At 52.2% G+C, this 19467-nt stretch carries 21 protein-coding genes, 1 other RNA gene and 1 riboswitch; of the genes, 9 read left to right on the top strand and 13 right to left on the bottom strand.

Features of this window, described 5'->3' with window-relative positions; genetic code table 11:
• The first annotated feature begins 100 nt into the window (after positions 1 to 100).
• On the top strand, positions 101 to 646 hold the full coding sequence (locus PJE062_RS08230) for an ActR/PrrA/RegA family redox response regulator transcription factor (RefSeq protein WP_008548588.1): 546 nt from the start codon (positions 101 to 103) through the stop codon (positions 644 to 646).
• 82 nt (positions 647 to 728) lie between these two features.
• On the opposite strand, the gene PJE062_RS08235 is transcribed toward PJE062_RS08230, so the two are convergent.
• On the bottom strand, positions 729 to 1367 hold the full coding sequence (locus tag PJE062_RS08235) for a septation protein A (protein WP_037036385.1): 639 nt from the start codon (positions 1365 to 1367) through the stop codon (positions 729 to 731).
• A gap of 628 nt (positions 1368 to 1995) precedes the next feature.
• Here PJE062_RS08235 and PJE062_RS26335 point away from each other — a divergent pair.
• Together PJE062_RS26335 and PJE062_RS08245 are read left to right on the top strand one after the other, a co-directional pair.
• Complete coding sequence (locus PJE062_RS26335) at positions 1996 to 2157, top strand: hypothetical protein (protein ID WP_008548539.1); 162 nt, start codon at positions 1996 to 1998, stop codon at positions 2155 to 2157.
• A 248-nt stretch (positions 2158 to 2405) separates the two neighbouring features.
• On the top strand, positions 2406 to 2894 hold the full coding sequence (locus tag PJE062_RS08245) for a DUF1499 domain-containing protein (RefSeq protein ID WP_148266076.1): 489 nt from the start codon (positions 2406 to 2408) through the stop codon (positions 2892 to 2894).
• 177 nt (positions 2895 to 3071) lie between these two features.
• Here PJE062_RS08245 and PJE062_RS08250 read toward each other — a convergent pair whose 3' ends face one another.
• The 4 genes from PJE062_RS08250 to PJE062_RS08265 form a co-directional block, all read right to left on the bottom strand.
• Positions 3072 to 3779: a class I SAM-dependent methyltransferase gene (locus PJE062_RS08250; protein WP_008548669.1), complete on the bottom strand. Its 708-nt coding sequence runs from the start codon at positions 3777 to 3779 to the stop codon at positions 3072 to 3074.
• 255 nt (positions 3780 to 4034) lie between these two features.
• Positions 4035 to 5036: an iron ABC transporter permease gene (locus tag PJE062_RS08255; protein WP_050773888.1), complete on the bottom strand. Its 1002-nt coding sequence runs from the start codon at positions 5034 to 5036 to the stop codon at positions 4035 to 4037.
• A 55-nt stretch (positions 5037 to 5091) separates the two neighbouring features.
• Positions 5092 to 6030 (bottom strand): ABC transporter substrate-binding protein, encoded by a 939-nt coding sequence (locus tag PJE062_RS08260; RefSeq protein WP_008548368.1) that lies wholly within the window; start codon positions 6028 to 6030, stop codon positions 5092 to 5094.
• Between the two features lie 11 nt (positions 6031 to 6041).
• Positions 6042 to 6824, bottom strand: coding sequence for an ABC transporter ATP-binding protein (locus PJE062_RS08265; protein WP_008548394.1), 783 nt, complete (start codon positions 6822 to 6824; stop codon positions 6042 to 6044).
• A gap of 345 nt (positions 6825 to 7169) precedes the next feature.
• Positions 7170 to 7380, bottom strand: a riboswitch (cobalamin riboswitch).
• A 487-nt stretch (positions 7381 to 7867) separates the two neighbouring features.
• Here PJE062_RS08265 and PJE062_RS08270 point away from each other — a divergent pair.
• Positions 7868 to 8140, top strand: coding sequence for a hypothetical protein (locus PJE062_RS08270; protein WP_008548684.1), 273 nt, complete (start codon positions 7868 to 7870; stop codon positions 8138 to 8140).
• A gap of 521 nt (positions 8141 to 8661) precedes the next feature.
• Here the strand turns inward: PJE062_RS08270 and PJE062_RS08275 are convergent.
• The 7 genes from PJE062_RS08275 to ffs all read right to left on the bottom strand — a co-directional run bounded on the left by PJE062_RS08275 (position 8662) and on the right by ffs (position 14541).
• Positions 8662 to 9753 (bottom strand): hypothetical protein, encoded by a 1092-nt coding sequence (locus PJE062_RS08275; protein WP_008548617.1) that lies wholly within the window; start codon positions 9751 to 9753, stop codon positions 8662 to 8664.
• Between the two features lie 45 nt (positions 9754 to 9798).
• The gene (locus PJE062_RS08280) at positions 9799 to 10599 is read right to left on the bottom strand and encodes a hypothetical protein (RefSeq protein WP_008548679.1); all 801 of its coding nucleotides are present in this window, start codon (positions 10597 to 10599) and stop codon (positions 9799 to 9801) included.
• Positions 10600 to 10640: 41 nt separating this feature from the next.
• Complete coding sequence (locus PJE062_RS08285) at positions 10641 to 11159, bottom strand: GNAT family N-acetyltransferase (RefSeq protein WP_008548274.1); 519 nt, start codon at positions 11157 to 11159, stop codon at positions 10641 to 10643.
• 116 nt (positions 11160 to 11275) lie between these two features.
• Positions 11276 to 11887 carry a recombination mediator RecR gene (recR, locus tag PJE062_RS08290; RefSeq protein WP_008548242.1) on the bottom strand — a complete coding sequence of 204 codons (612 nt, stop codon included), beginning with the start codon at positions 11885 to 11887 and terminating at the stop codon, positions 11276 to 11278.
• Between the two features lie 178 nt (positions 11888 to 12065).
• Positions 12066 to 12392, bottom strand: a complete 327-nt coding sequence (locus PJE062_RS08295) for a YbaB/EbfC family nucleoid-associated protein (RefSeq protein WP_008548682.1) — start codon at positions 12390 to 12392, stop codon at positions 12066 to 12068.
• 79 nt (positions 12393 to 12471) lie between these two features.
• On the bottom strand, positions 12472 to 14340 hold the full coding sequence (locus PJE062_RS08300) for a DNA polymerase III subunit gamma/tau (RefSeq protein ID WP_208982239.1): 1869 nt from the start codon (positions 14338 to 14340) through the stop codon (positions 12472 to 12474).
• Between the two features lie 102 nt (positions 14341 to 14442).
• Positions 14443 to 14541: signal recognition particle sRNA small type (gene ffs / locus PJE062_RS25985), an RNA gene on the bottom strand.
• Between the two features lie 192 nt (positions 14542 to 14733).
• On the opposite strand from ffs, the gene nudC reads away from it, so the two are divergent.
• From nudC to PJE062_RS08325, 5 genes are all read left to right on the top strand, one after another.
• Positions 14734 to 15699 (top strand): NAD(+) diphosphatase, encoded by a 966-nt coding sequence (nudC, locus tag PJE062_RS08305; RefSeq protein ID WP_008548450.1) that lies wholly within the window; start codon positions 14734 to 14736, stop codon positions 15697 to 15699.
• A 61-nt stretch (positions 15700 to 15760) separates the two neighbouring features.
• Entirely contained in the window at positions 15761 to 16375 is a 615-nt protein-coding gene (locus PJE062_RS08310; RefSeq protein WP_008548641.1) for a histidine phosphatase family protein, read from the top strand.
• Between the two features lie 235 nt (positions 16376 to 16610).
• Complete coding sequence (locus PJE062_RS08315) at positions 16611 to 17285, top strand: sulfate transporter family protein (protein ID WP_008548677.1); 675 nt, start codon at positions 16611 to 16613, stop codon at positions 17283 to 17285.
• Positions 17286 to 17328: 43 nt separating this feature from the next.
• The gene (locus PJE062_RS08320; protein ID WP_008548252.1) at positions 17329 to 17808 is read left to right on the top strand and encodes a GNAT family N-acetyltransferase; all 480 of its coding nucleotides are present in this window, start codon (positions 17329 to 17331) and stop codon (positions 17806 to 17808) included.
• A 261-nt stretch (positions 17809 to 18069) separates the two neighbouring features.
• Positions 18070 to 18600: a dihydrofolate reductase family protein gene (locus PJE062_RS08325; protein ID WP_008548518.1), complete on the top strand. Its 531-nt coding sequence runs from the start codon at positions 18070 to 18072 to the stop codon at positions 18598 to 18600.
• Positions 18601 to 18652: 52 nt separating this feature from the next.
• On the opposite strand, the gene PJE062_RS08330 is transcribed toward PJE062_RS08325, so the two are convergent.
• Positions 18653 to 19132, bottom strand: coding sequence for a hypothetical protein (locus tag PJE062_RS08330; protein WP_208982219.1), 480 nt, complete (start codon positions 19130 to 19132; stop codon positions 18653 to 18655).
• Positions 19133 to 19467 lie beyond the last annotated feature (335 nt).

The raw sequence follows: 19467 nt of genomic DNA on the forward strand, positions 1-19467 counted from the left end.
CTTTAGCGAAATCTGGCTATAAAAGCCGTTGGGAACTTCCCTTAACTGAAAAATATACTAAAGTGGCCTGTGAATACCGTAGATTAATCGGACCTGCAAAATGACAGAACCAGAAGTTGCACCTCTTGGACGCCTTCTAATCGTTGATGACGATCGTGCTTTCCAGCAGCGCTTGGAACGTGCGATGCAGAAACGGGGTTTCCACACGGAAACCGCAGATGGTGTTAGAGAAGCGCTGAGTAAAGTTGCAGCACAGGCACCTGATTATGCTGTCGTAGACATGCGCCTTGAAGATGGCAGCGGTCTGGACGTGGTTGAAGCCATCCGCATGAAAAAGCCGGACGCGCGTGCAATCATCCTGACCGGCTATGGCAACATCGCAACCGCTGTAACCGCCGTAAAACTTGGCGCGATTGACTATCTCGCGAAACCAGCTGATGCCGATGATATTCTGGCAGCGCTGACCCGCCGTCCAAACGATAAAGCTCCGCCACCAGAAAATCCAATGTCCGCTGACCGGGTTCGTTGGGAGCATATCCAGCGCGTTTACGAACTGTGTGACCGCAACGTTTCAGAGACAGCCCGTCGTCTGAACATGCACCGCAGAACGCTCCAGCGCATCCTGGCAAAGCGCGCACCGCGCTAACTCGGAACTTACTGCTAAAAACACAAAAGCGCGGCCCAAACCGCGCTTTAATTTTGTCTGTATTCCGGAAAGAGAGAGAGGCTTAGCTCTTCTCTTCGCTCTCAAGGCTGTGTTTCTGGATCAGCGGCAGCTGCATCATGGTGAAGACCATGGTGATCGGCATGAAACCAAAGACCTTGAAGTCCACCCAGAAGTCCGTTGAGAAGTTGCGCCAGACAAACTCATTGATGAGCGCCAGTACAAGGAAGAACACGCCCCAACGCATGGTCAGCTTCCGCCAGCCTTCCGCATCCAGCTTAAAGGCGCTGTCAAACACATAACCCAGCAGAGACTTACCAAAGAACAGGCCACCCAACAGAATGGACCCAAACAGGGTATTCACGATGGTTGGCTTGAGCTTGATGAACAGCTCATCCTGCAGATACAGCGTCAGCGCCCCAAACACGAGCACCACCACACCGGAAACCAGCGGCATCACCGGCAGATGACGGGTGAGAATGTAGGAAACGGTGAGGGAGATGGAAATCGCAACCATAAAGGCAGCTGTCGCAATAAAAATCGGCTGCCCGAGAGAACCCAGCGCAGGGAACATTTCTGCAAGCTGTTCGCCTCTGGAGTTGGCGATGAAGAAAACGCCCAATGGACCGAGCTCTAGGGCCAGCTTCAAGAGTGGAGAAGGTTCCTGGCGCTCAGTGGTTTGCGTAGAGCGTTCTGAATTCATCTGCAAAGGCTTCCTTTTGTTGCTTTTCTCCCGACCTGAGAGATTTAAGCAGCAATTTTGCTATTAAAAGGGCAATTAAGAGTGAAATTGCAAAATCGTCAAGTTTAATGGCACCGATTGGGCCGTTTTGCGCCCCGAAAGCCTTAATTATGCGTTCAGCTGAAACATCTAAGAGGCGTTCAGGCTGAAGCAAATACAGCAGTTTCGAGCGAGGAAGAAAGGCTCTATGTCGATTGCATTAGATAATTTAAGCAATTTATTAGAGCAATTAAGGCATCAAAATTCGTTACCCTATGATTTTTCTTGCAAATCCCAAATTGCAAAAAGTAAAATTTATCAATTAGTTCGGGATGAGTTTGCATCGACAGAATATTTTGAATCTCATATTTATTAAAATGCTGCGCATATTCATGTGCAGTGGTGATACATCCAATTTTATCTGGAACTACATATTATGAGCACCACCCTTAAATGCCTCGCAGCTGCACTTCTGCTGAGCGTTTCCACTCAGTCTGCCTTTGCTGGTCCAATCAAAGATACAATGATCAAGTAAGCGACCATTGCGAGCTTTATTGGAGCAGAAGAAAGCTGCGGCCTCACCATTCCTGATGCAAAGGGCAAAGCGCTGATGAACGAAATCAAGAATGAAGATGAAGGGGACCTCATGACCGTGATTATGATGTCTATGGTGCATGAGCAGGCTGTTCAGAAGATTAAAGACCCTGCAGCTCGTGAAAAATACTGTTCTGAACTGATCGCTGAAGCACGCGAGCAGGGCGTTATTGACTAAATCAATTACACTGCACATGCGTATCGAGCCGGTTGCTAACGCCGGTAGTATCTAACGACTATACGTGGATATGCCTTCCTAAGGCGGTGTTGATTAAGGTTCAGCACCGCCTTACTTGCTCTTTAGAGCCATCAACCACCTACCGCATCGCCAACATAATCCCGGCAATTCTAAACACTAGAATTTCATTTCGTCCGCAACTCCTGAATGAGTTATGCTCTGTGCAGGTGGGAAATCTGGAAACGATAATGTTTAAAGGTCTTTCTAAAATGGCTGTTATTGCAATTCTTCTGGTGGCTCTTGTGGTCGGTGTCACAGTAAAGCTTATCTGGCAAAACTCTAAGGTCCCGGAGTATGTCGGTGTGCATGATGGACAGTTTGCGCCGCTCCCGAATTCCCCCAATGCCGTCTCCTCTCAAGCGCAAGATGCCTCCCGCCATGTAGAGCCGCTGCCCATGCTCGCCACATTTGGCGCAACGCAGGCAGCTCTCACCAACACGCTGGAGGAGATGGGCAAGAATAAGATCAGCAAGGTGGATGGACCTTACCTCCACGCTGTCTTCACGAGCGCTCAGATGGGCTACAACGATGATGTTGAGCTCTGGATTGATGAGCAGGACCGCGTCGTGCACTACCGCTCCCAGTCCCGTGTCGGCTACAGCGATATGGGTGCCAATCGAGCCCGTTATGACCGCTTTCGCAGCATTTACTCCACCTTTGCAGAGGGTGAGAATTGACTCAGAGGCAACTAACACACCTGTGAGTTTCGCAGAGTCAATATCTCCTTGAAATGACTCATGATTTCACGAGTTAGGGTAGGGCATAACTGACTCTGCGGGAGATAAACCGCAGAAACCCTGAGACTCACAAATCTGTAAGTTGCCAAAGAGTCTGAGGCAGCTTCAGTTCACCACTCACTTGCAGCAGTGGCTTTGGCATTTGAAGAAGATGAAGTTGGGGTTCTTCAGCAGCTTCTCATAATGGACCGGAGATTTTTCCTTCATCTCAGCAGCTGGCATCCCTTCTCGCAGGTCCACAACGCACATCCCGGCGCTGGAAAGCCATCCAAACAGCATGGAGAGGGGGCGACGGTAAAAGCTCACCTTCACTGGCACGCCAATGGTGTTCCACTCCTCAGTCACATGCTCCTGACGCAGATAACTGCCGCTTGGAGAGCACTGCGCATCAATCAGCGGATGGTGCGTTGAGAACACGAAATAGCCACCCGGCTTCAGCACCTTGCCAATGTCGGAAAAGAGCTTCCCCAGATCCTCAATGTAATGGATCATCAGCGGGCAAATCACGATATCAAACGTGCCCTCCAGCTTGTCCGGCAGCCCGTCGGAAAGGTCAGAGGTGTAGCACTTCACGTTGTCGTCCAGCTTCTCTTTCACCAGCTTCAACATCTGCTCAGATTCATCGATGCAGGTCACATCCGCGCCGTGGTCATATAAAAACTGCGCATACACCCCCGGTCCGCAACCCAGATCAAGAACCTTCAGCCCTTGCAGCGGAGGCAGCATGCCAAGCAGCGTTGGCCGTTCCAAAAGAGCGTTGTAGATGTTCTCCTGAATGGCCTCATCATATTGCTCGGCAAAATCGCTATACAAACGAGATGTCATTCACGTACTCCGCATCAAACACATGTTCCCGAAACAGACCTCTGTTCATCACCTAGGAATATGCGACAAAACCATAATTAAAAGCAGCCGGAACCAACCGGAATAAAAGCAAATTCCCTTCAAAACCGCTTGTTTGCCATGCTGCCAGAGCGGCCTTGTATGAGTCTAACGCGAAAAATCTGTGTCGCGATCACGGCAAGCTCAGGCCAATATCACAACAATTGCGAGATGCCTGAGCCCCTGAAAAACGGCAAACTAGCGCTTTTCCCGCAGCAGCCAGATGAAGAAAATACCGCCCACAAGCCCGGTGATGATGCCAATCGGCATGTCCTCCGGCTTCATCAGCGTGCGCGAAACCACATCCGCCAGCAGCAAAAAGATCGCCCCGAACAAGGCCGAGACCGGGATCAGGCGCCGATAGTCCCCCCCCACAAACAACCGCACAATATGAGGCACCATCAGCCCCACAAAGCCGATCATGCCCGAAAACGCCACCATCACCCCGGTAATCAGAGCGCTGATCACAAAGGTCTCCAGCCGGAAGGAAGCAACGGAGATACCCAGTGTTGTCGCAGTCTCATCGCCAATGGTCATGGCGTTGAAATGCCCGGCCCGCAGCCACAGCCACGTCCCGCAAAATAGCAGCACCACCAACGGATAGAGAAGATGCGTCCACTGCGCCAGACCTAACCCGCCCAGCATCCAGTAAACCACGGTGTGCGTAGCCCGCGGGTCCGCCAGAAAGATGAGAATGTTCGCGCCCGCCATCAGCACAAAGCTCACCGCAACACCGGTCAGCACCAGCCGGTCTGCGCTGGTTGCGCTCGTGAACTTGGCAACACCAATCACCAGCAGCGTCGCTCCAAGAGAGCCAAGAAATGCCAGCAACGGCACCGTAAGCAAGCCCAGAAACAGCCCTGTATGCAACAGCGCCAACACCGCCCCAAACGCACCACCAGCAGAAATGCCGATCAAATGTGGGTCAGCCAGCGGGTTGCGGGTTACGGATTGCAGGCAGGCCCCTACAATGGAAAGCCCCGCTCCAACCATAATCGCCAGCAGCGCACGGGGCAGGCGGATCTGCCAGAGAATGTTCTCCCGGCCCAACGACCAGCTCGGCTCCACCAACCCCGGCACCAGTTTGTTGACAAGAACACCCCAAACCGTCTCCATGGATACAGAAACCGCGCCAACGGAGACAGCAAGGCAAACCGAAAGAACCAGCGCAGCCAATCCCACGCAACAGATCTGCAGCATATGAGGAGAACGGCCCTCAGGTGGGGCCACGACAACGCCGGTTCCTTCGCTCATGTTAGTTCCCCCAGAACGCAGCAGCGAGCTTCTTGATCGCCTTGATGTTCCGTGGTCCCGGTGTTGCCTCAGCATACTCCAGTGTCACGAACCGGTCATTCTTCACCGCATCTAGCTCCGCAAAGGCTGGGTTGTTGAGCATGAACTCACGCTTCTGCTCAGCAGTCACCTCGCCATAGTTGACGATCACGATCATCTCTGGGTTCGCCTCAACCACAGCTTCCCAGTTCACGCGCGCCCAGCTCTTCTCCAATGTGTCCAGCACGTTGGTGCCACCGGCTGCTTCAATCATCGCAGTCGGCATCGCATAACGACCGGCGGTGAATGGAGAATCCTCACCACTGTCATAAACAAACACACGCAGCGGTGTGTCAGAGGTCTTCAGGCCAGCTTTGAACTTCACCAGCTCATCACGATAAGACTGCACCAGCGCTTCCGCCCGCGCCTCAACACCAAAGATGCGGCCAAGGTTCAAAAGGTCGTTGTACATGTCATCCATGGAAACTTTAGGCTTCTCGCCAAGGTGGATGCAGCTCTCGGTCAACTCGTAAACCTTGATGCCAAACGGCTCTAGTGTTTCTGGCGTCACCTCGCCGCCAACCTTCATGCCGTAGTTCCAGCCCGCGAAGTAGAAGTCAGCATCAGCGCCGATCAGCACTTCCTTGCTTGGGTACTTCGGGGAGAGTTCTGGCAACACAGCCACCTTGTCGGTCAGTTCTGCATCCAGCGTCTTCCAGCCAGAAACGCCGGTGTAGCCCACCATGTTGTCCTGCAGCCCCAGCGCCAGCATCATCTCTGTCAGGTTGGAGTCGTTGGAAACAGCCCGCTGCGGCACGCCATCAAACTTCACGGTGCGACTACAGCTTTGTACGGAAACCTCTGCCAAGGCAGCAGAAGAAGAAAGCAGCGCTACAGCCAGCGCCAAACCAAGTTTATTCATGAAAGCAGTCCTTATGAGTGAAGATCAAAAGTAAGGAGGGATTGTTGCCGGGCCATCAGCTGATCACGCGTGGTCCGCACCTGAAACGCCTGCGAAACAAGGGCAGGGGAGAGGATCTGCTCCGGAGCCCCGAAACCCAGCATCTGCCCGTGATCCAGCAGCAGGATCTGATCACACACCTGCGCCGCCATGTTCAGGTCGTGCAAACTGGTGATGATCGTCAGATCCAGCTCTTCAATCAGCTTCAGAATTTCCAGCTGATGGCGAATATCCAGATGGTTGGTCGGCTCATCCAAGATGAGCAGCTCCGGCTCCTGCGCCAAAGCCCGTGCCACCATCACCCGCTGCCGTTCCCCGCCAGAAAGCGTGCCGAACAACCGTCCGGCCAGCCCATCCAGCTGCAAAGCATGGATCGCACGATCCACCACCTGCCGGTCATGTTCACCGGAAGCCGCCAGCCCGCTGCGATAGGGCGTGCGCCCCAGCTCCACAATCTCACGCACCCTGAGAGCAAAATCTGTCGGCTGTTCCTGCAGCACTGCTGCTACCCGCTGCGCTGTCGCCCGAGCTGAAAGAGACCAGATGTCATCGCCGCCAATGCAAATCTGCCCGCTCATCGGCTTGTTGAACCGATAAAGCAGCCGCAGCAATGTAGACTTACCAGCCCCGTTTGCCCCAACAACACCAAGGGTTTGCCCCGCCGCCAACTCAAAGCTCAGCGGTTTCAGAACAAGCGCGCTCTTACGCTCCGGCGCCCAGGAAACCTCGCAAACGGATACAGAAGCCGCGCTCATGACAAAGCATCCTTGCGCCGCTCAGCGCCAACCGGACAGCCTAAGCCATTGAAATGAAAAGAAACAGGATCCAGCATTCAACCACCCCACCTGAGTGAAACGCTACATAGTCATAAATGTAACGTTATAACGTTACATCAATTGTCGAATCCTGAAGTAAAAGTCAAGCGCACGCGCGCGCAGACCATCAGCGGCTCGCAAAACGATCCGGGATAAAGTTTAGTTTGTGAGGAAAAAGGTCTCATAACGCCCTCCGCGCTGCAGCGGGGGCAAATAGAAACCGGATATGTGAGAGGCTTGCGCCAATGCAACCATTATGGCCTCCTTCCGGGACGCCCCGCCCGGGTTGAAGTGAAACATAATGGCAGGTCTCCTGACTCGCGGGTCTGTGCTCAGCCAGCCTTCCCGGATCTCTCCAGTGGCACGCTTGGCTTCGCTAACCGCTTACAGTTGCGGGGGCAGTCACGGAATTGGCGCCTGTTGGCTACACCGCACCGTGTTCCCTTTTAATCCCGGGGCCTTTCGCTCCCCAGAAACCATCAGCGCGCATACTGAGTTTTACCGCCCCCAATTGCAAGAGTTTTCGAAAACAGACCCGACGCGCTGTTGATAGCAGCCACATCCCACCCACCGTCATCCCGCACAAGCGAAGCGCGATGCGGGATCCAGAGCCATGAGCACAGACCCAAACCACAGCTCAACCGCCTCACCAAATGCGCGCAAACTCAGCCATCCACATCCTTGTAAAAACTGTCAGTTTGACAACCTCTGGTTTTCATTCCACATTCATACATGAGGCGTCGAAACCTCCTTTAAGACAGCGGTTACCGCTCCCGTCACTGGCGGATTTTTTGTGCCTGCTTTATAGGTAGCGCGCAAACCCTTTGCTATGAGCGGGAGGGCGGTGAATACAACACCTCCTTCGGGGGGGAATAAACTCGCCTGTCTGTCTTACAGGTTTCGAACCTCCCGCTCGCCAGCGGGCCGTCGAAAGCCTTGCTGTCCTGTGGTTGTTCAACACCCTAAAGACAGAGGGATTGAGAATGAACGACTCCGCATGCGCATGTAGCGCCACAAATACTTTCCAAAATGAAATTGATGAAGTCATCGTCGCTGTCTCGGATCTGCAAAACCTCTCGTATATTCAGCACCTTGTGCTGACGGAGAGAATGCAGCACTCCAGCGAGCGCGATGCCCTGTTCACTCTGCATCACGCCTTCCGCGATCGCCTTGAAGCACTGGAAAAAAGCTGCGGAATGTTAGAGCGGGTCGCTCATCCGCAGCCAATAAACACAAAAGTTCCGCTTCCTGATTAAGCCGTACTGCCCTTTGCTCGCGCTCGATCCTCAAAGCCCATCGCGTTCAAGTGAGGAAACGGCATAGCAGCAAAGAAAAGAGCCAGCCTCATGTTAGGGACTGGCTCAGGAAATGGCTTGATCGTGCAATGCGCTCAACGTGATCGGTAACCCTGACCACGCAAAGCGCGTGCAACATCACTGTGAATGGTAAATGGCACAAACTAGTGCCTCTTGCTCCGGTGCCAATGGCGAAACGCAAATACACCCCGCATCCTCGCCAATCGGTGCCCTGCTGGTCTGCGGCCATACCACCCGCCGCAGGTCAGCACCTCCCTAAAAATACCAGTGCCACCCACACCACGTCCACTCCCTGAAAAATCAGGGGCAGCACTCCCTCTACCGCCCAATTCACTGGATCCCGCATCAAGCGCGGGATGACGGCATTGAAACGCCCACAACAGCCTCACCACCCACCACCGTCATCCCGGACAAGCGAAGCGATGATCCGGGATCTGGAACGACAGAAGTCCAAACAACATTCAGTTCTGTGCTTGGCAACCTTTGCCAGCTTGTTCTCCTGAAGTCGTCGCAATGTAACCAGCTGAAGGATCGGAGTGCATGGCATGGATGATTGGACATCCCCGGCGGCTCTTCTCCTTCGGCGCAAACCCCAATGAGAGCATTGGATAGATGCTGTCGGGATTGTTTATCTCGTGAGTGCCTTCCCAGATAAGGCGTGAGCGGATGTCGAGAAATGCTTGCAACATCAGGGCTTGATCTGCAGCGCTGAGTGGAGCTTCCTCGGGTTTGAGTGCAACGCGGCAGCTGCTTCTTGGAGTGTCTGGAGCAGAGTTCAAATGAGCTATCTCCAAATAAAATTCAGAGTTTTGAACCGTCCATACCTCACTACTGAGTTTTGATGAGTTGTCCTTCTGAGGAACGTATTGGATCAAACCGTCATGGTTCAGTGTTCCTGTCTCCTCAAGAGCCGTTTGGCATTTGCTCCAAAGCGTCTGCCACCGCTCAACAGCGGTTCCCTTATAGCTTTGCAGCGCTGGTGAAGCTGGAAGAGGCGTCAACACCCTGCATGCTTTGCTTGTGCTGCAAAAGCTGTCTTCCAACCCAAACAATGTCCGTAGGACGTCTCTCTCATCAAGAGGGTCCAGCGTCATTCTGAAATGCGCGATGAAGGGGGCTGCCGAAGTTCTGTTGTACCTCGTTGTTGCTGCAAGAGGACCCAACTTGTCGGCGTGCTTCATGAACTTGCTGATTGATGGATGAAGAGGTTCGCCTAAAGCTTCCCTACCTTCGATAAAAGTATTTTTCCAGCTTCGAGGCAGCTTGGTCAGGCATTCTAAAACATTCGTGTCAGGCGCTTTTCCAGAGAGTGTCAGGAACAGTGCACCATCTGCATCCGGCTCTACTGACTCCGGAAACGGAGCAAACTCTGGTTTTGGTTTGTCAGGAAACTGCAAGGCGAAGAAGCGAGCAAGAACATCAGCAGAGAGCTTAGGCCAATCCGAGCAAACATAGATCTCCTTAGCTTCCAGTAGATCCACTCTTGAGTTGAAAGCGGCGATAGCATCGCTGGTCACACCTGCCACTGTCAGAAGCAACAATGCAGTACCCATTAGTTTTCTTTTTATTGACTGGTACATAGCAAGAGAGTGTCCACGTTAGGTCTGCAAGTTACTCATTTGGCGTTGGCGTTCTTTTCTAGAAAGGCGTCGTATTTTAACAATAGCATGAAGTATAAAGCACAGACCTAGAAGCAAGTATGCCCATATGCAAACCGTAAATATGTAGAAAAAGCTAGCTGAACTATAGACCTTACAAAAATTCTGGAACTTGGAGAATGGCGGGTCTGCCTCATACATGCATTCGTTAGTGTGAAGAATTGTTACAAAACCAACGAGTATACTGATCACGACTAGGGCAATCCAAAGACGCTTCTCAAGGTCTTGAGGTTGCACTTCATTTTGGTGGGGATTAGCTTTTGCCCTATATCGAAACATTCGTCGAAACGGGTTCATCCAGAATATTGCACTCAAGCTTGGGAGTGAGTAGCCAATAATCATAAAGGCAAGGGTTGCTACTGCCTCGTCTCTGGAACCTGTATGGCGTGTGTGTTCAGCAATAAGGCTGTCGTAATATCCTGGAAAGAAAGAATAATTGGGAAGTGATTCCACCGTGCTGAATAAGATGCTGCTGAGTGTTGAACTCGAGTGCACCGCAACGTAAATGACCGTGATTGGCAGAGCAAAAGCATAGGTAAGTGCCATGTAGTCGGCGACTTGGCTATAGTATGTAGCTGGCTTGGTTTTTACAGTATCGGTCCCGACGTAGAGGATCGACAAACAGAATATAATCGGGATCAATAAGGGACTAAACGGAAAAAACAGCCAGGACAGCGCCGTCGCCGCAAGGCAGAAAGCGTAAGCTTTCAGGTTCTGCTGGGTTTGCTTGGTGAGCGTCATTGAGCCGTCCGCCTCAGTCCCTTTACTTCAGAGGCAACCATTCACCCCAAATCAAACCGCTTACAAATCCGGTCTACCGGGGTGCCGTCAGAGAGCGGGATGGCTTCCAGCACTTTGTAGTCTTTGAAGCCGCGGGAGGTGTAGTAGGCGCGGCCGCCGGTGTTGTCGGCGCGGATGGTGGCGTTGATGGCGATGAGGCCTTTGCCCTCCAGATTGGCAAGGGTCGCTTTGAACAGCGCACTGCCAATGCCGCTTTTGTGCAGGCCCGGCTTTACAAAGGTGCCAATATCAACCCAGTCCGCGGGGATATCTCCGTAGTGGCTGGCGATCTGAAAGCCAAGTGGCTCACCGGTTTCACGGTCAATCGCGCAAACAGTGCTTTCCAGAATGTCCGCTTCAAGAAACCAGTCGATGAACTCACCTTTGTTCAGCGGCTTCTCAATCGCAGTTGTCCCCCCGGCCTCAATAATCCGGTTGAGCAGGGCAAGCAGCTCGTTCACATCGTTGAGCTGAGTTTTGCGGATGAAAAACTCGATAGGTTTGGCGGAAGATGTGTCCATTTTTCAAAATTCCCGATCAGCGTAAAAAACACGCAAAGCTTTCAAATCAACGCACATAGCAACGCAAACGACTTATGCCACTGAAATCCCCGCATAAGTGCTGAGCAAGAAACCTGCTAAAACTTTGTTCTTGCTCGTAAAGCCTGCGCCAGAGTGCCTTCGTCAAGGTAATCCAGCTCCCCACCAACCGGCACGCCATGGGCAAGGCGGGTCACTTTCACATTCTCAAATCGCGCAAGCTGATCCGTAATGAAATGCGCTGTGGTCTGCCCTTCAACGGTGGCATTCACCGCGAGGATAACTTCGTTCACACCACCGCTTTCAACACGCTCTATCAGCTTGGAAATGTTGAGGTCATCCGGCCCAATTCCATCCAGCGGAGACAAGGTGCCACCGAGGACATGATAATGCGCGCTCACTGCCGATGCCCGCTCCAGCGCCCAAAGATCAGAGACGTCCTCAACCACCACAATGGTGGAGCCATCCCGGCGCGGATCAGAGCAAATGGTGCAAGGATCACTGGTATCAACGGTGCCGCATTCTGAGCAGATGCCAACCTGATCAACGGCCACGCCCATAGCTTCCGCCAGCGGGATAAGTAACTGATCTTTCTTCTGAACCAGATGCAAAGCGGCGCGTCTGGCCGAGCGTGGACCAAGGCCGGGCAACTTGGCAAGCAGCTGAATCAGGCGTTCAATTTCGGGACCAGCAACCCTGCGTGTACTCATCGAAAATCTATGCTCTCTGCGAGAAAGAAAAGGCACCCGCAAAGCTGATTTGCGAGACAATGCCAGATAAACTATGCCCGCCTGAGGAGGCGGGCAAGAGGGAATAAATCCATTTCAGGCGTGCCGCCAAATCTGCGCAGGGTCGCGGTGATTTGGCAACAGATTCAGCCTGAAGAACTTAGGAGCCGAACGGGAGTTTCATGCCAGCTGGCAGGCCCATGCCGGACATCATGTCCTGCGTGCGCTCTTGCACCAGTGCCTCACCCTTCGCCTTAGCATCATTATGCGCAGCGAGGATAAGATCTTCCAGGATTTCAACTTCATCAGCGTTGATGAGAGATGGATCGATCTTCAATCCGGTCATTTCACCTTTACCATTCAGGGTAACGGTTACCATGCCTGCGCCTGAGGTGCCCTCAACAGAAAGCTCGTTCACAGTCTCCTGAAGCTCGCCCATTTTTTCCTGCATCTGCTTGGCTTGCTTCATCATTTTAAGAAAGTCCATCGACTCGCTCCTTAAACGTCTCTTGAGCGCATGTCGCGCTTCTCTTGTTCTGCTCGTTAGGTTTCATACCACAGAAACCTTAGAAATCTTGGGTGAAATCCATAGAGTCCATGTCTTCTATGTCGACAGGCTCGGACGCCGCTTCAAGGGGGAGATCTTCCTCCTGCTTCAAAATGCGCACGTCAACAACCTTAGCTCCGGGAAAGGCAGAAATAAGTTTCACCACTTCCGGATCAGAATGCGCATCAGAAACCAACTGTCTCTGGTTCGCTTCTTTTTCTTCATGCAAAGTCGGGCGACCTTGCTCACGGCTAACCGCAACAATCCAGCGACGACCTGTCCATTCAGTCAGCTTTCGGCCAAGTTCACCGGCTGCATCAGGTGTCGCTATCTCTGTTGGCTGCACCTCAATGCGGCCCGGTTGGAAGTTGACAAGTCGCAGTGCGCGCTCAACAGAAACCTTGACCGGAATGTCCTTCATGCGGCCCGCAAGCTGAGCGACCTCAGCCCAGGAGCGGATCGCGATCCTTTCGTTGATCTCTTCCGCCTGCCGCATTTGCGGTGCTGTTTGTGGAGCAGCGCCAACGGCTTGCGCCATCGGCTGACCACCTGCAACAGCACGCAGCTGAGGCGCAGAACCACCGCCGGAAGGTGCGCTACTTGCGCTTGGCCCGCCACCACCTTGCGGAGCGTTGCCTGCTGGTGCACCGCCACCTGCCGGGGAGAACTTGCCGGACTTGAGCAGCTTCAGCGCCTCTTCCGGATCTGGTAGATCGGAAGCATAGCACAAGCGCACCAGAACCATGTCAGCCGCGGCCAATGGTTTAGGTGCATTCTGCACTTCATTAATTCCCTTCAGCAGAATCTGCCATGTCCGGGAAAGAACACGCATGGAGAGCTTCTCAGCAAACTCCCGACCACGTTGTCTTTCACTCTCAGTAACAGAGTTCTCTTCACCCGCTTTAGGAACCGCTTTCAGGCGAGTTACCAGATGGGTAAAGTCTGCAAGGTCAGAGAGGACAACTGCCGGATCTGCGCCCACATCATACTGGGCTTTGAGCTCGTCCAGAGCGCTGGCAATGTCGCCGCGCATCACGTGCTCAAACAAATCTATCACCCGGCTGCGGTCAGCAAGGCCAAGCATCTGCCGCACTTCGTCAGCTTCAATGCGGCCAGCACCATGCGCAATTGCTTGATCCAGAAGGGATAAACTGTCTCGGGCGGAACCCTCACCAGCGCGCGCAATCAGCGTCAGCGCTTCATCGGAGATTTCTATCCCCTCTTTGCCGGAGATCTCACGCAGCAGAGATACAAGCGTAGAACTCTCAATCCGGCGCAGGTCAAACCGCTGACAACGGGAGAGGACAGTTACAGGAACCTTGCGGATTTCTGTCGTCGCAAAGATGAACTTCACATGCTCTGGCGGCTCTTCTAGCGTCTTCAACAAGCCGTTGAACGCCGCATTAGAAAGCATGTGCACCTCATCGATAATGTACACTTTATACCGCGCATTTGCAGGCCGATACCGCGCCGCCTCGGTAATCTCGCGAATATCGCCAATACCCGTATGCGACGCCGCATCCATCTCGATCACATCCACATGACGACCTTCCATGATCGCCTGACAGTGAACGCCTGGTTTGTCTAAGTGGATGGTAGGCTTATCAATTTCGCCTGGTATCTCGTAATTGAGACCACGTGCCAGAATACGTGCAGTGGTCGTTTTACCAACACCGCGAACACCAGTCAGCATCCATGCTTGTGCGATACGTCCAGTCTCAAATGCATTCTGCAGAGTCTGGACCATCGGCTCCTGACCATAAAGATCATCGAACGTGCTTGGTCGATACTTACGGGCGAGAACGCGATAAGCACCATCGCTGCTGGAAGATTTGTCTTCCGCGCCTGTTGTTGTCTGGTGCTCTTCTTGAAGGTCTATTCCGTCCATATCGCCCAAATCCTCAGCCGCTTCAAAGGCAAGGTAAAACTTATTCCCGGCCATTCAAGACGAAGACCGGCCGCTTGTCGAGTATGGGCGCGGGGAAAATAGGTGGGAGGCTGGCACGATGACCCGTGCCATGGACTCGTTAGGGCTGCTTCCTTCCGGACCTGACCCGGTTGGCGAGTGGCTCGTCCACCACCAACCTCCCGGTCGTGTATATGGGCGTTTTGCCTGAAATTTGCAAGTGTTCATTGATGTTTACCGCTCGCTACTGTGGACGAGACTGTGAATCTTCCGATCAATCCAATGAAACAGAAATCACAAAATGTCGTCGCGACATTGCAATTCAGCGGTATCTCGGGTTCACTTTGCATAATTTTATAATTTAAGGAATTCGAAATGCTGGCCGAAACAACTGAGGTGTACGACGCCTCTGCTGCTCTTTGCTATTCTGCCAATTCACTTAATCGCTGTGGAGAAAAACGTAAGGATACAGAATGGGTTAATTCACTCAAAGCTGCGCCGGAAACACGTTTTCTGATCCAGGCAAACGACAGTTTTATCTTTAATAAGGACGACGCCAATCAGCCTCTTCTCCATTCTGCTGAGGTGATCAACCTATTGGGCATCACTGATGCCACGACGATTTTTCTCGGCATTGATGAGAGCGACGGCAACCGCCCACACTTCGGCCTGCGTTACTCCACTGACCCGGAAACGATTGACGAAGAACTGGAAAAAATTGGCCCATACGCTGCCTATGGCCTACGTGGTATTGCAATGAAGCACGCTGCAAGCCAACAAGTGCTGGGCATGATGGCTCAGGCTGCCTCAATGGGCAAATGGCACTCAACCCATAAGATGTGCTCCCAGTGCGGTAAGCCAACTGAACTCGCCGAAGCGGGATATCGCCGTGATTGCCCGTCTTGCTCCGCACAGCATTTTCCAAGAACTGACCCTGCGGTGATAATGTTGATCACCCACGGGGATAAATGTCTGATGGGGCGCCCATACCATCTGATGGAAAATGTCTACACCACACTCGCGGGTTTCGTAGAGCCAGGTGAGACATTTGAAGATGCCGTGCGCCGTGAAGTTTTTGAAGAAGCAGGTGTTAAAGTCGGCCCCGTGAAATACGTCGCCAGCCAGCCATGGCCTTTCCCATCAAACATTATGATCGGGTTCCACGGTGAAGCGCTGACGACGGACTTGAATATCGACTATGAAGAAATGCAGGATTGTCAGTGGTTTTCCAAAGAGGAGACACTGAAGATGCTCCAAGGCGAAGCGGAGTCAGGATTAGTTTGTCCCCCTGACATCTCTATCGCGCATCATTTGATCAAGAAATTTATCGAGGAACAATGACCCATGGTCGACTAGAGCCAGTGGTTGTTTAGCAGGTGCCTGATGGCACCGGGGAGGTGCCATGACTTACTGCATATATCTGACCCACCCAAACGTTTACATCGATCCGGCAACCCCGGTCCCGCACTGGGATTTGTCGGATAAAGGTCGGGAACGCTTAGAACAAGGCCTGCACCAGCCATGGCTTTTGGAGATCGACCACGTTATTGCCAGCCGCGAAAAGAAGGCCATTGAGACGGGCCAGATCATCGCAAACCATCTGGGGATCGAGCTCATAACAGCTCCAGGCCTTCATGAGAATGACCGCAGTTCAACCGGCTTCCTGGAGCCGGACGAGTTTGAGAAGGTTGCCGATGAGTTCTTCTGCCGCCCCGCAGTCAGCGTACGCGGTTGGGAGCGCGCGTTAGATGCCCAGAGCCGTGTAGTGGACGCAATAAAAAAAGCGCTGACCACCATCCCAAGCGGCGAGCCTGTGCTCTTCTCCGGCCATGGCGGTGTAGGAACGCTGCTCAAATGCCATCTCGCCAACAACGCAATCGACCGCGCATTTGACCAACCTGCAAATGTTGGAGGCGGTTGCTGGTTTCGGTTTGATCCAGCGGACCTTGAGGCTTGCAAGGCTGACATTGAAAGCCTGAAGTGGCAGCTGATTGATGAGATGGAACTCGCCACTTAACTTGCGCGCTGCAGATAATAAAGAAACTAAGCAGCCTGTTGATCTTGATGGTTGGCAGGCTGCTTTCATAGCTCCGGCTCTTGTTGCTGCTGTGTGAAATGCTTATCTAAAGCGTAACTCTGGAATGTGTTTGGGCATTTCAGATCAAAATACACTTAAAGCAACGACTTAGAGCGGGATGTGTGAGCGTACCGAGCTCTGAGTGCCATTTGTTTTCAAGAATTCGGCGCAAGAGATGTTATCGGCAGCAATCAAAGCATTTTCGCAGGTTTTCGAACCCCATTTCAGAAGCATATTTTTCAAGGCCTTAGGGCTCACTCTGCTTCTTCTTCTCGTAGCTTGGATCGCCATTCAGGGTTTGGTTGGGTACTTTATTGACCTTCCAGAGAATTGGCAGGACACGACAGTCAGTATCCTGACTGGCATCGGTGCCTTGATTGGTCTTGGTTACATTCTCGCCCCAGTCTCCGCGATGGTTGTCGCGTTTTATCAGGACCAGATCTCTGATCTCGTTGAAGAGCGCTCCTATCCGCATGACAAGCCGGGTAAGGCGCTGCCTTTGGGCGAGTCCATTGCTACTGCTCTGCGTTTTGTCGGTGTTGTAATCATCGCAAACATCTTCGCTTTGATGCTGTTCTTTGTTCCAGGCATCGGCCAGATCGCATTCCTGCTGGTAAACGGCTATTTGCTGGGGCGAGAATACTTTGAGTTCGTAGCTATGCGGTTCATGCCAGTGCAGGAGGCAAAAGCTTTCCGCAGATCACAAGGTGGAACTGTGTTTGCAGCAGGCCTCATTGTTGCGTTTGTGCTGGCAATTCCGATCGTCAACCTCATCACGCCACTCTTCGCAACAATCTTTATGGTGCACGTCTTCAAGACGCTCCGTACGAAACGCAATTTATCCGTTTAGCGGCGAAGAATACTACAATTTTAAGAAATAACAGGAAACAGGTGTGTTTGCTATTAGAAGCTTTATTGCTGACGATCTAACCTGGGCGCATGCTCTGAATGAGGAGCATGCTATCGAGCTCTCCTCTTTGACACAGGATGGTTTCGCGGAGCTGATCGAAAAGGCGACCTATGTGAAAGTCGCAGACAACGATGCTGGCCTGCTAATCACCTATGATCAGGACGGAGTCTATTCTTCCATCAATTTCAGATGGTTCTGCGAGCACTACGATAACTTCCTCTATGTGGATCGTATCGTGATCTCCAAGGTAGCGCGTGGGCAGGGCATCGCCAGAAAGCTCTATGATGACCTCTTTCAGTTCGCAAAAGCGAAGGGATACGAACGTGTCGTCTGTGAGGTGAACTCAGATCCCCCCAACCCAGCTTCTGACGCTTTCCATGCCTCTTTGGGTTTCAAAGTCGTCGGTAAGGCTGAATTGGAAGGAAAAGGGAAGACGGTGCAGTACATGGAAAAAGCACTCTGAAGACCGCTATTTTATGAAAAATCAGGGAGTGTTGAGCTGCTTGTTTTGTTACTGCGGCGCCACAGCAGCTCGAAATCTCTACGTCATCGTCTCTTTGAAGTCTTGGCAGGTTGACCTGCCGAGAAATCTGTTTCAACCTAACGCCAAGCAATGAGGAGGACTCTGTCAGTGAACAACTAAGGCAACCCAAATTCTAATCAGATGCACTGCTGCGTTCAGCGCTGCTGGTGTTTGTTGCCTATTTGTTTTGATGGAGTCTTTATGAGACGCGTTATCTATGACGTCGCCGTAAGTCGCGACGGTTTTATTGCTGGCCCAAACGGCGATGTTTCAATCTTCCCGCACACAGGTGAACACGTAGATGCCTATAATGAGCGTCTATTGACCTATGATACGGTGATCATGGGGCGTCATACCTATGAGTTCGGTTATCAGTTTGGTCTTCCTGCTGGCGCAAAAGCCTACCCACATATGCGCCATCTGATTTTCTCGGAAGGAATTCAGTTGCCCCAAGATGCGGAGGTAGAGACCGTCAGGACCGACTTCGCTGCACGCGTTGAAGAGCTGAAGAACGAGCAGGGCGGTGACATCTATCTGTGCGGTGGCGGAATGTTTGCTGGCCTGCTGGCCGAAAGCAATCTGATCGACGTCCTTCGCTTGAAAGTCGCTCCTGTCGTATGCGGAGGCGGCACACCGTTGTTTGCCAATGTCTCCGAACGGATTGACCTAACCTACCTCTCCTCAAAGCTCTATGAGAGCGGCGTGGAGTATTGTGAGTTCACTCTGCAGTAAGATGATGACTTCGGCGGAGCGGCTTATTCATGCTCCGCCTTAGCTTGCAAACTTAGTCACGTGCCTCCATGAGCTTCCAACCCTTGTTCTGCCAGCCTTCAGCAGAGAGCTTGATCATGTCGTTGGTGCGGATGAGATAACCAGGCAGTTTGACACTGTTGCCTTTGCTGGTTCTGAACTCCAGATCCATGTTCAGCTTGCCGCCAAGCTTCTTGATCAACGCAGATCCACCACCATCAATGCTACCTGATGAAATGTAGATGAAGTTAACCCGGTCGCGGATCGCAACTGAGGCAGCAGCAAAGCTGAGCATATAGCCAAGACCTTGTCGTGTCGGGTTAGTGGTCATGTAGCCTTCTTGAGCCCATACGCCATCGGGCATCAAAATGTTCTCTCCCGGCTCATAAGCAATATGGTCTGAGTAACAGACGCTGGACGTAAGTGAGGCATCACCATCAAAAATGCCTTCAAGACAATTACGCTGCTCATCCACCCGGAATGTATGCGTGTCTTTGGCCCATCTGTAGCTCATCATTGTCTCCTTTTCGGATGTTGTTTGTGGCGATGTAAGCCATCGCTTGAAACGAAGACGCAGAAAGGGCGTGCCTGTGAGATGGGGAGTGGATCAGAAGTGGCTCAGAAGGCAATTTTGATGGCTAAGCTGGATATCGAAACCAGTTGCTCTATTTCTTGCTGATGTGGGTTGTGTCAGCTCATTCACGTTAAATAAAGTTTACGTAAACGTAATTTGACTTTAAGTGATTTTCTGAAAAATTTTCGGTAATTTCAGTAAAATAAAATATGAGCCCAAAACTCAAGATAATAAATAGGCAGTTTCTTGTTACTTGATCACATAGAAACTAACAA

Source organism: Pseudovibrio sp. JE062, assembly GCF_000156235.1.
Classification (GTDB): Bacteria; Pseudomonadota; Alphaproteobacteria; order Rhizobiales; family Stappiaceae; genus Pseudovibrio.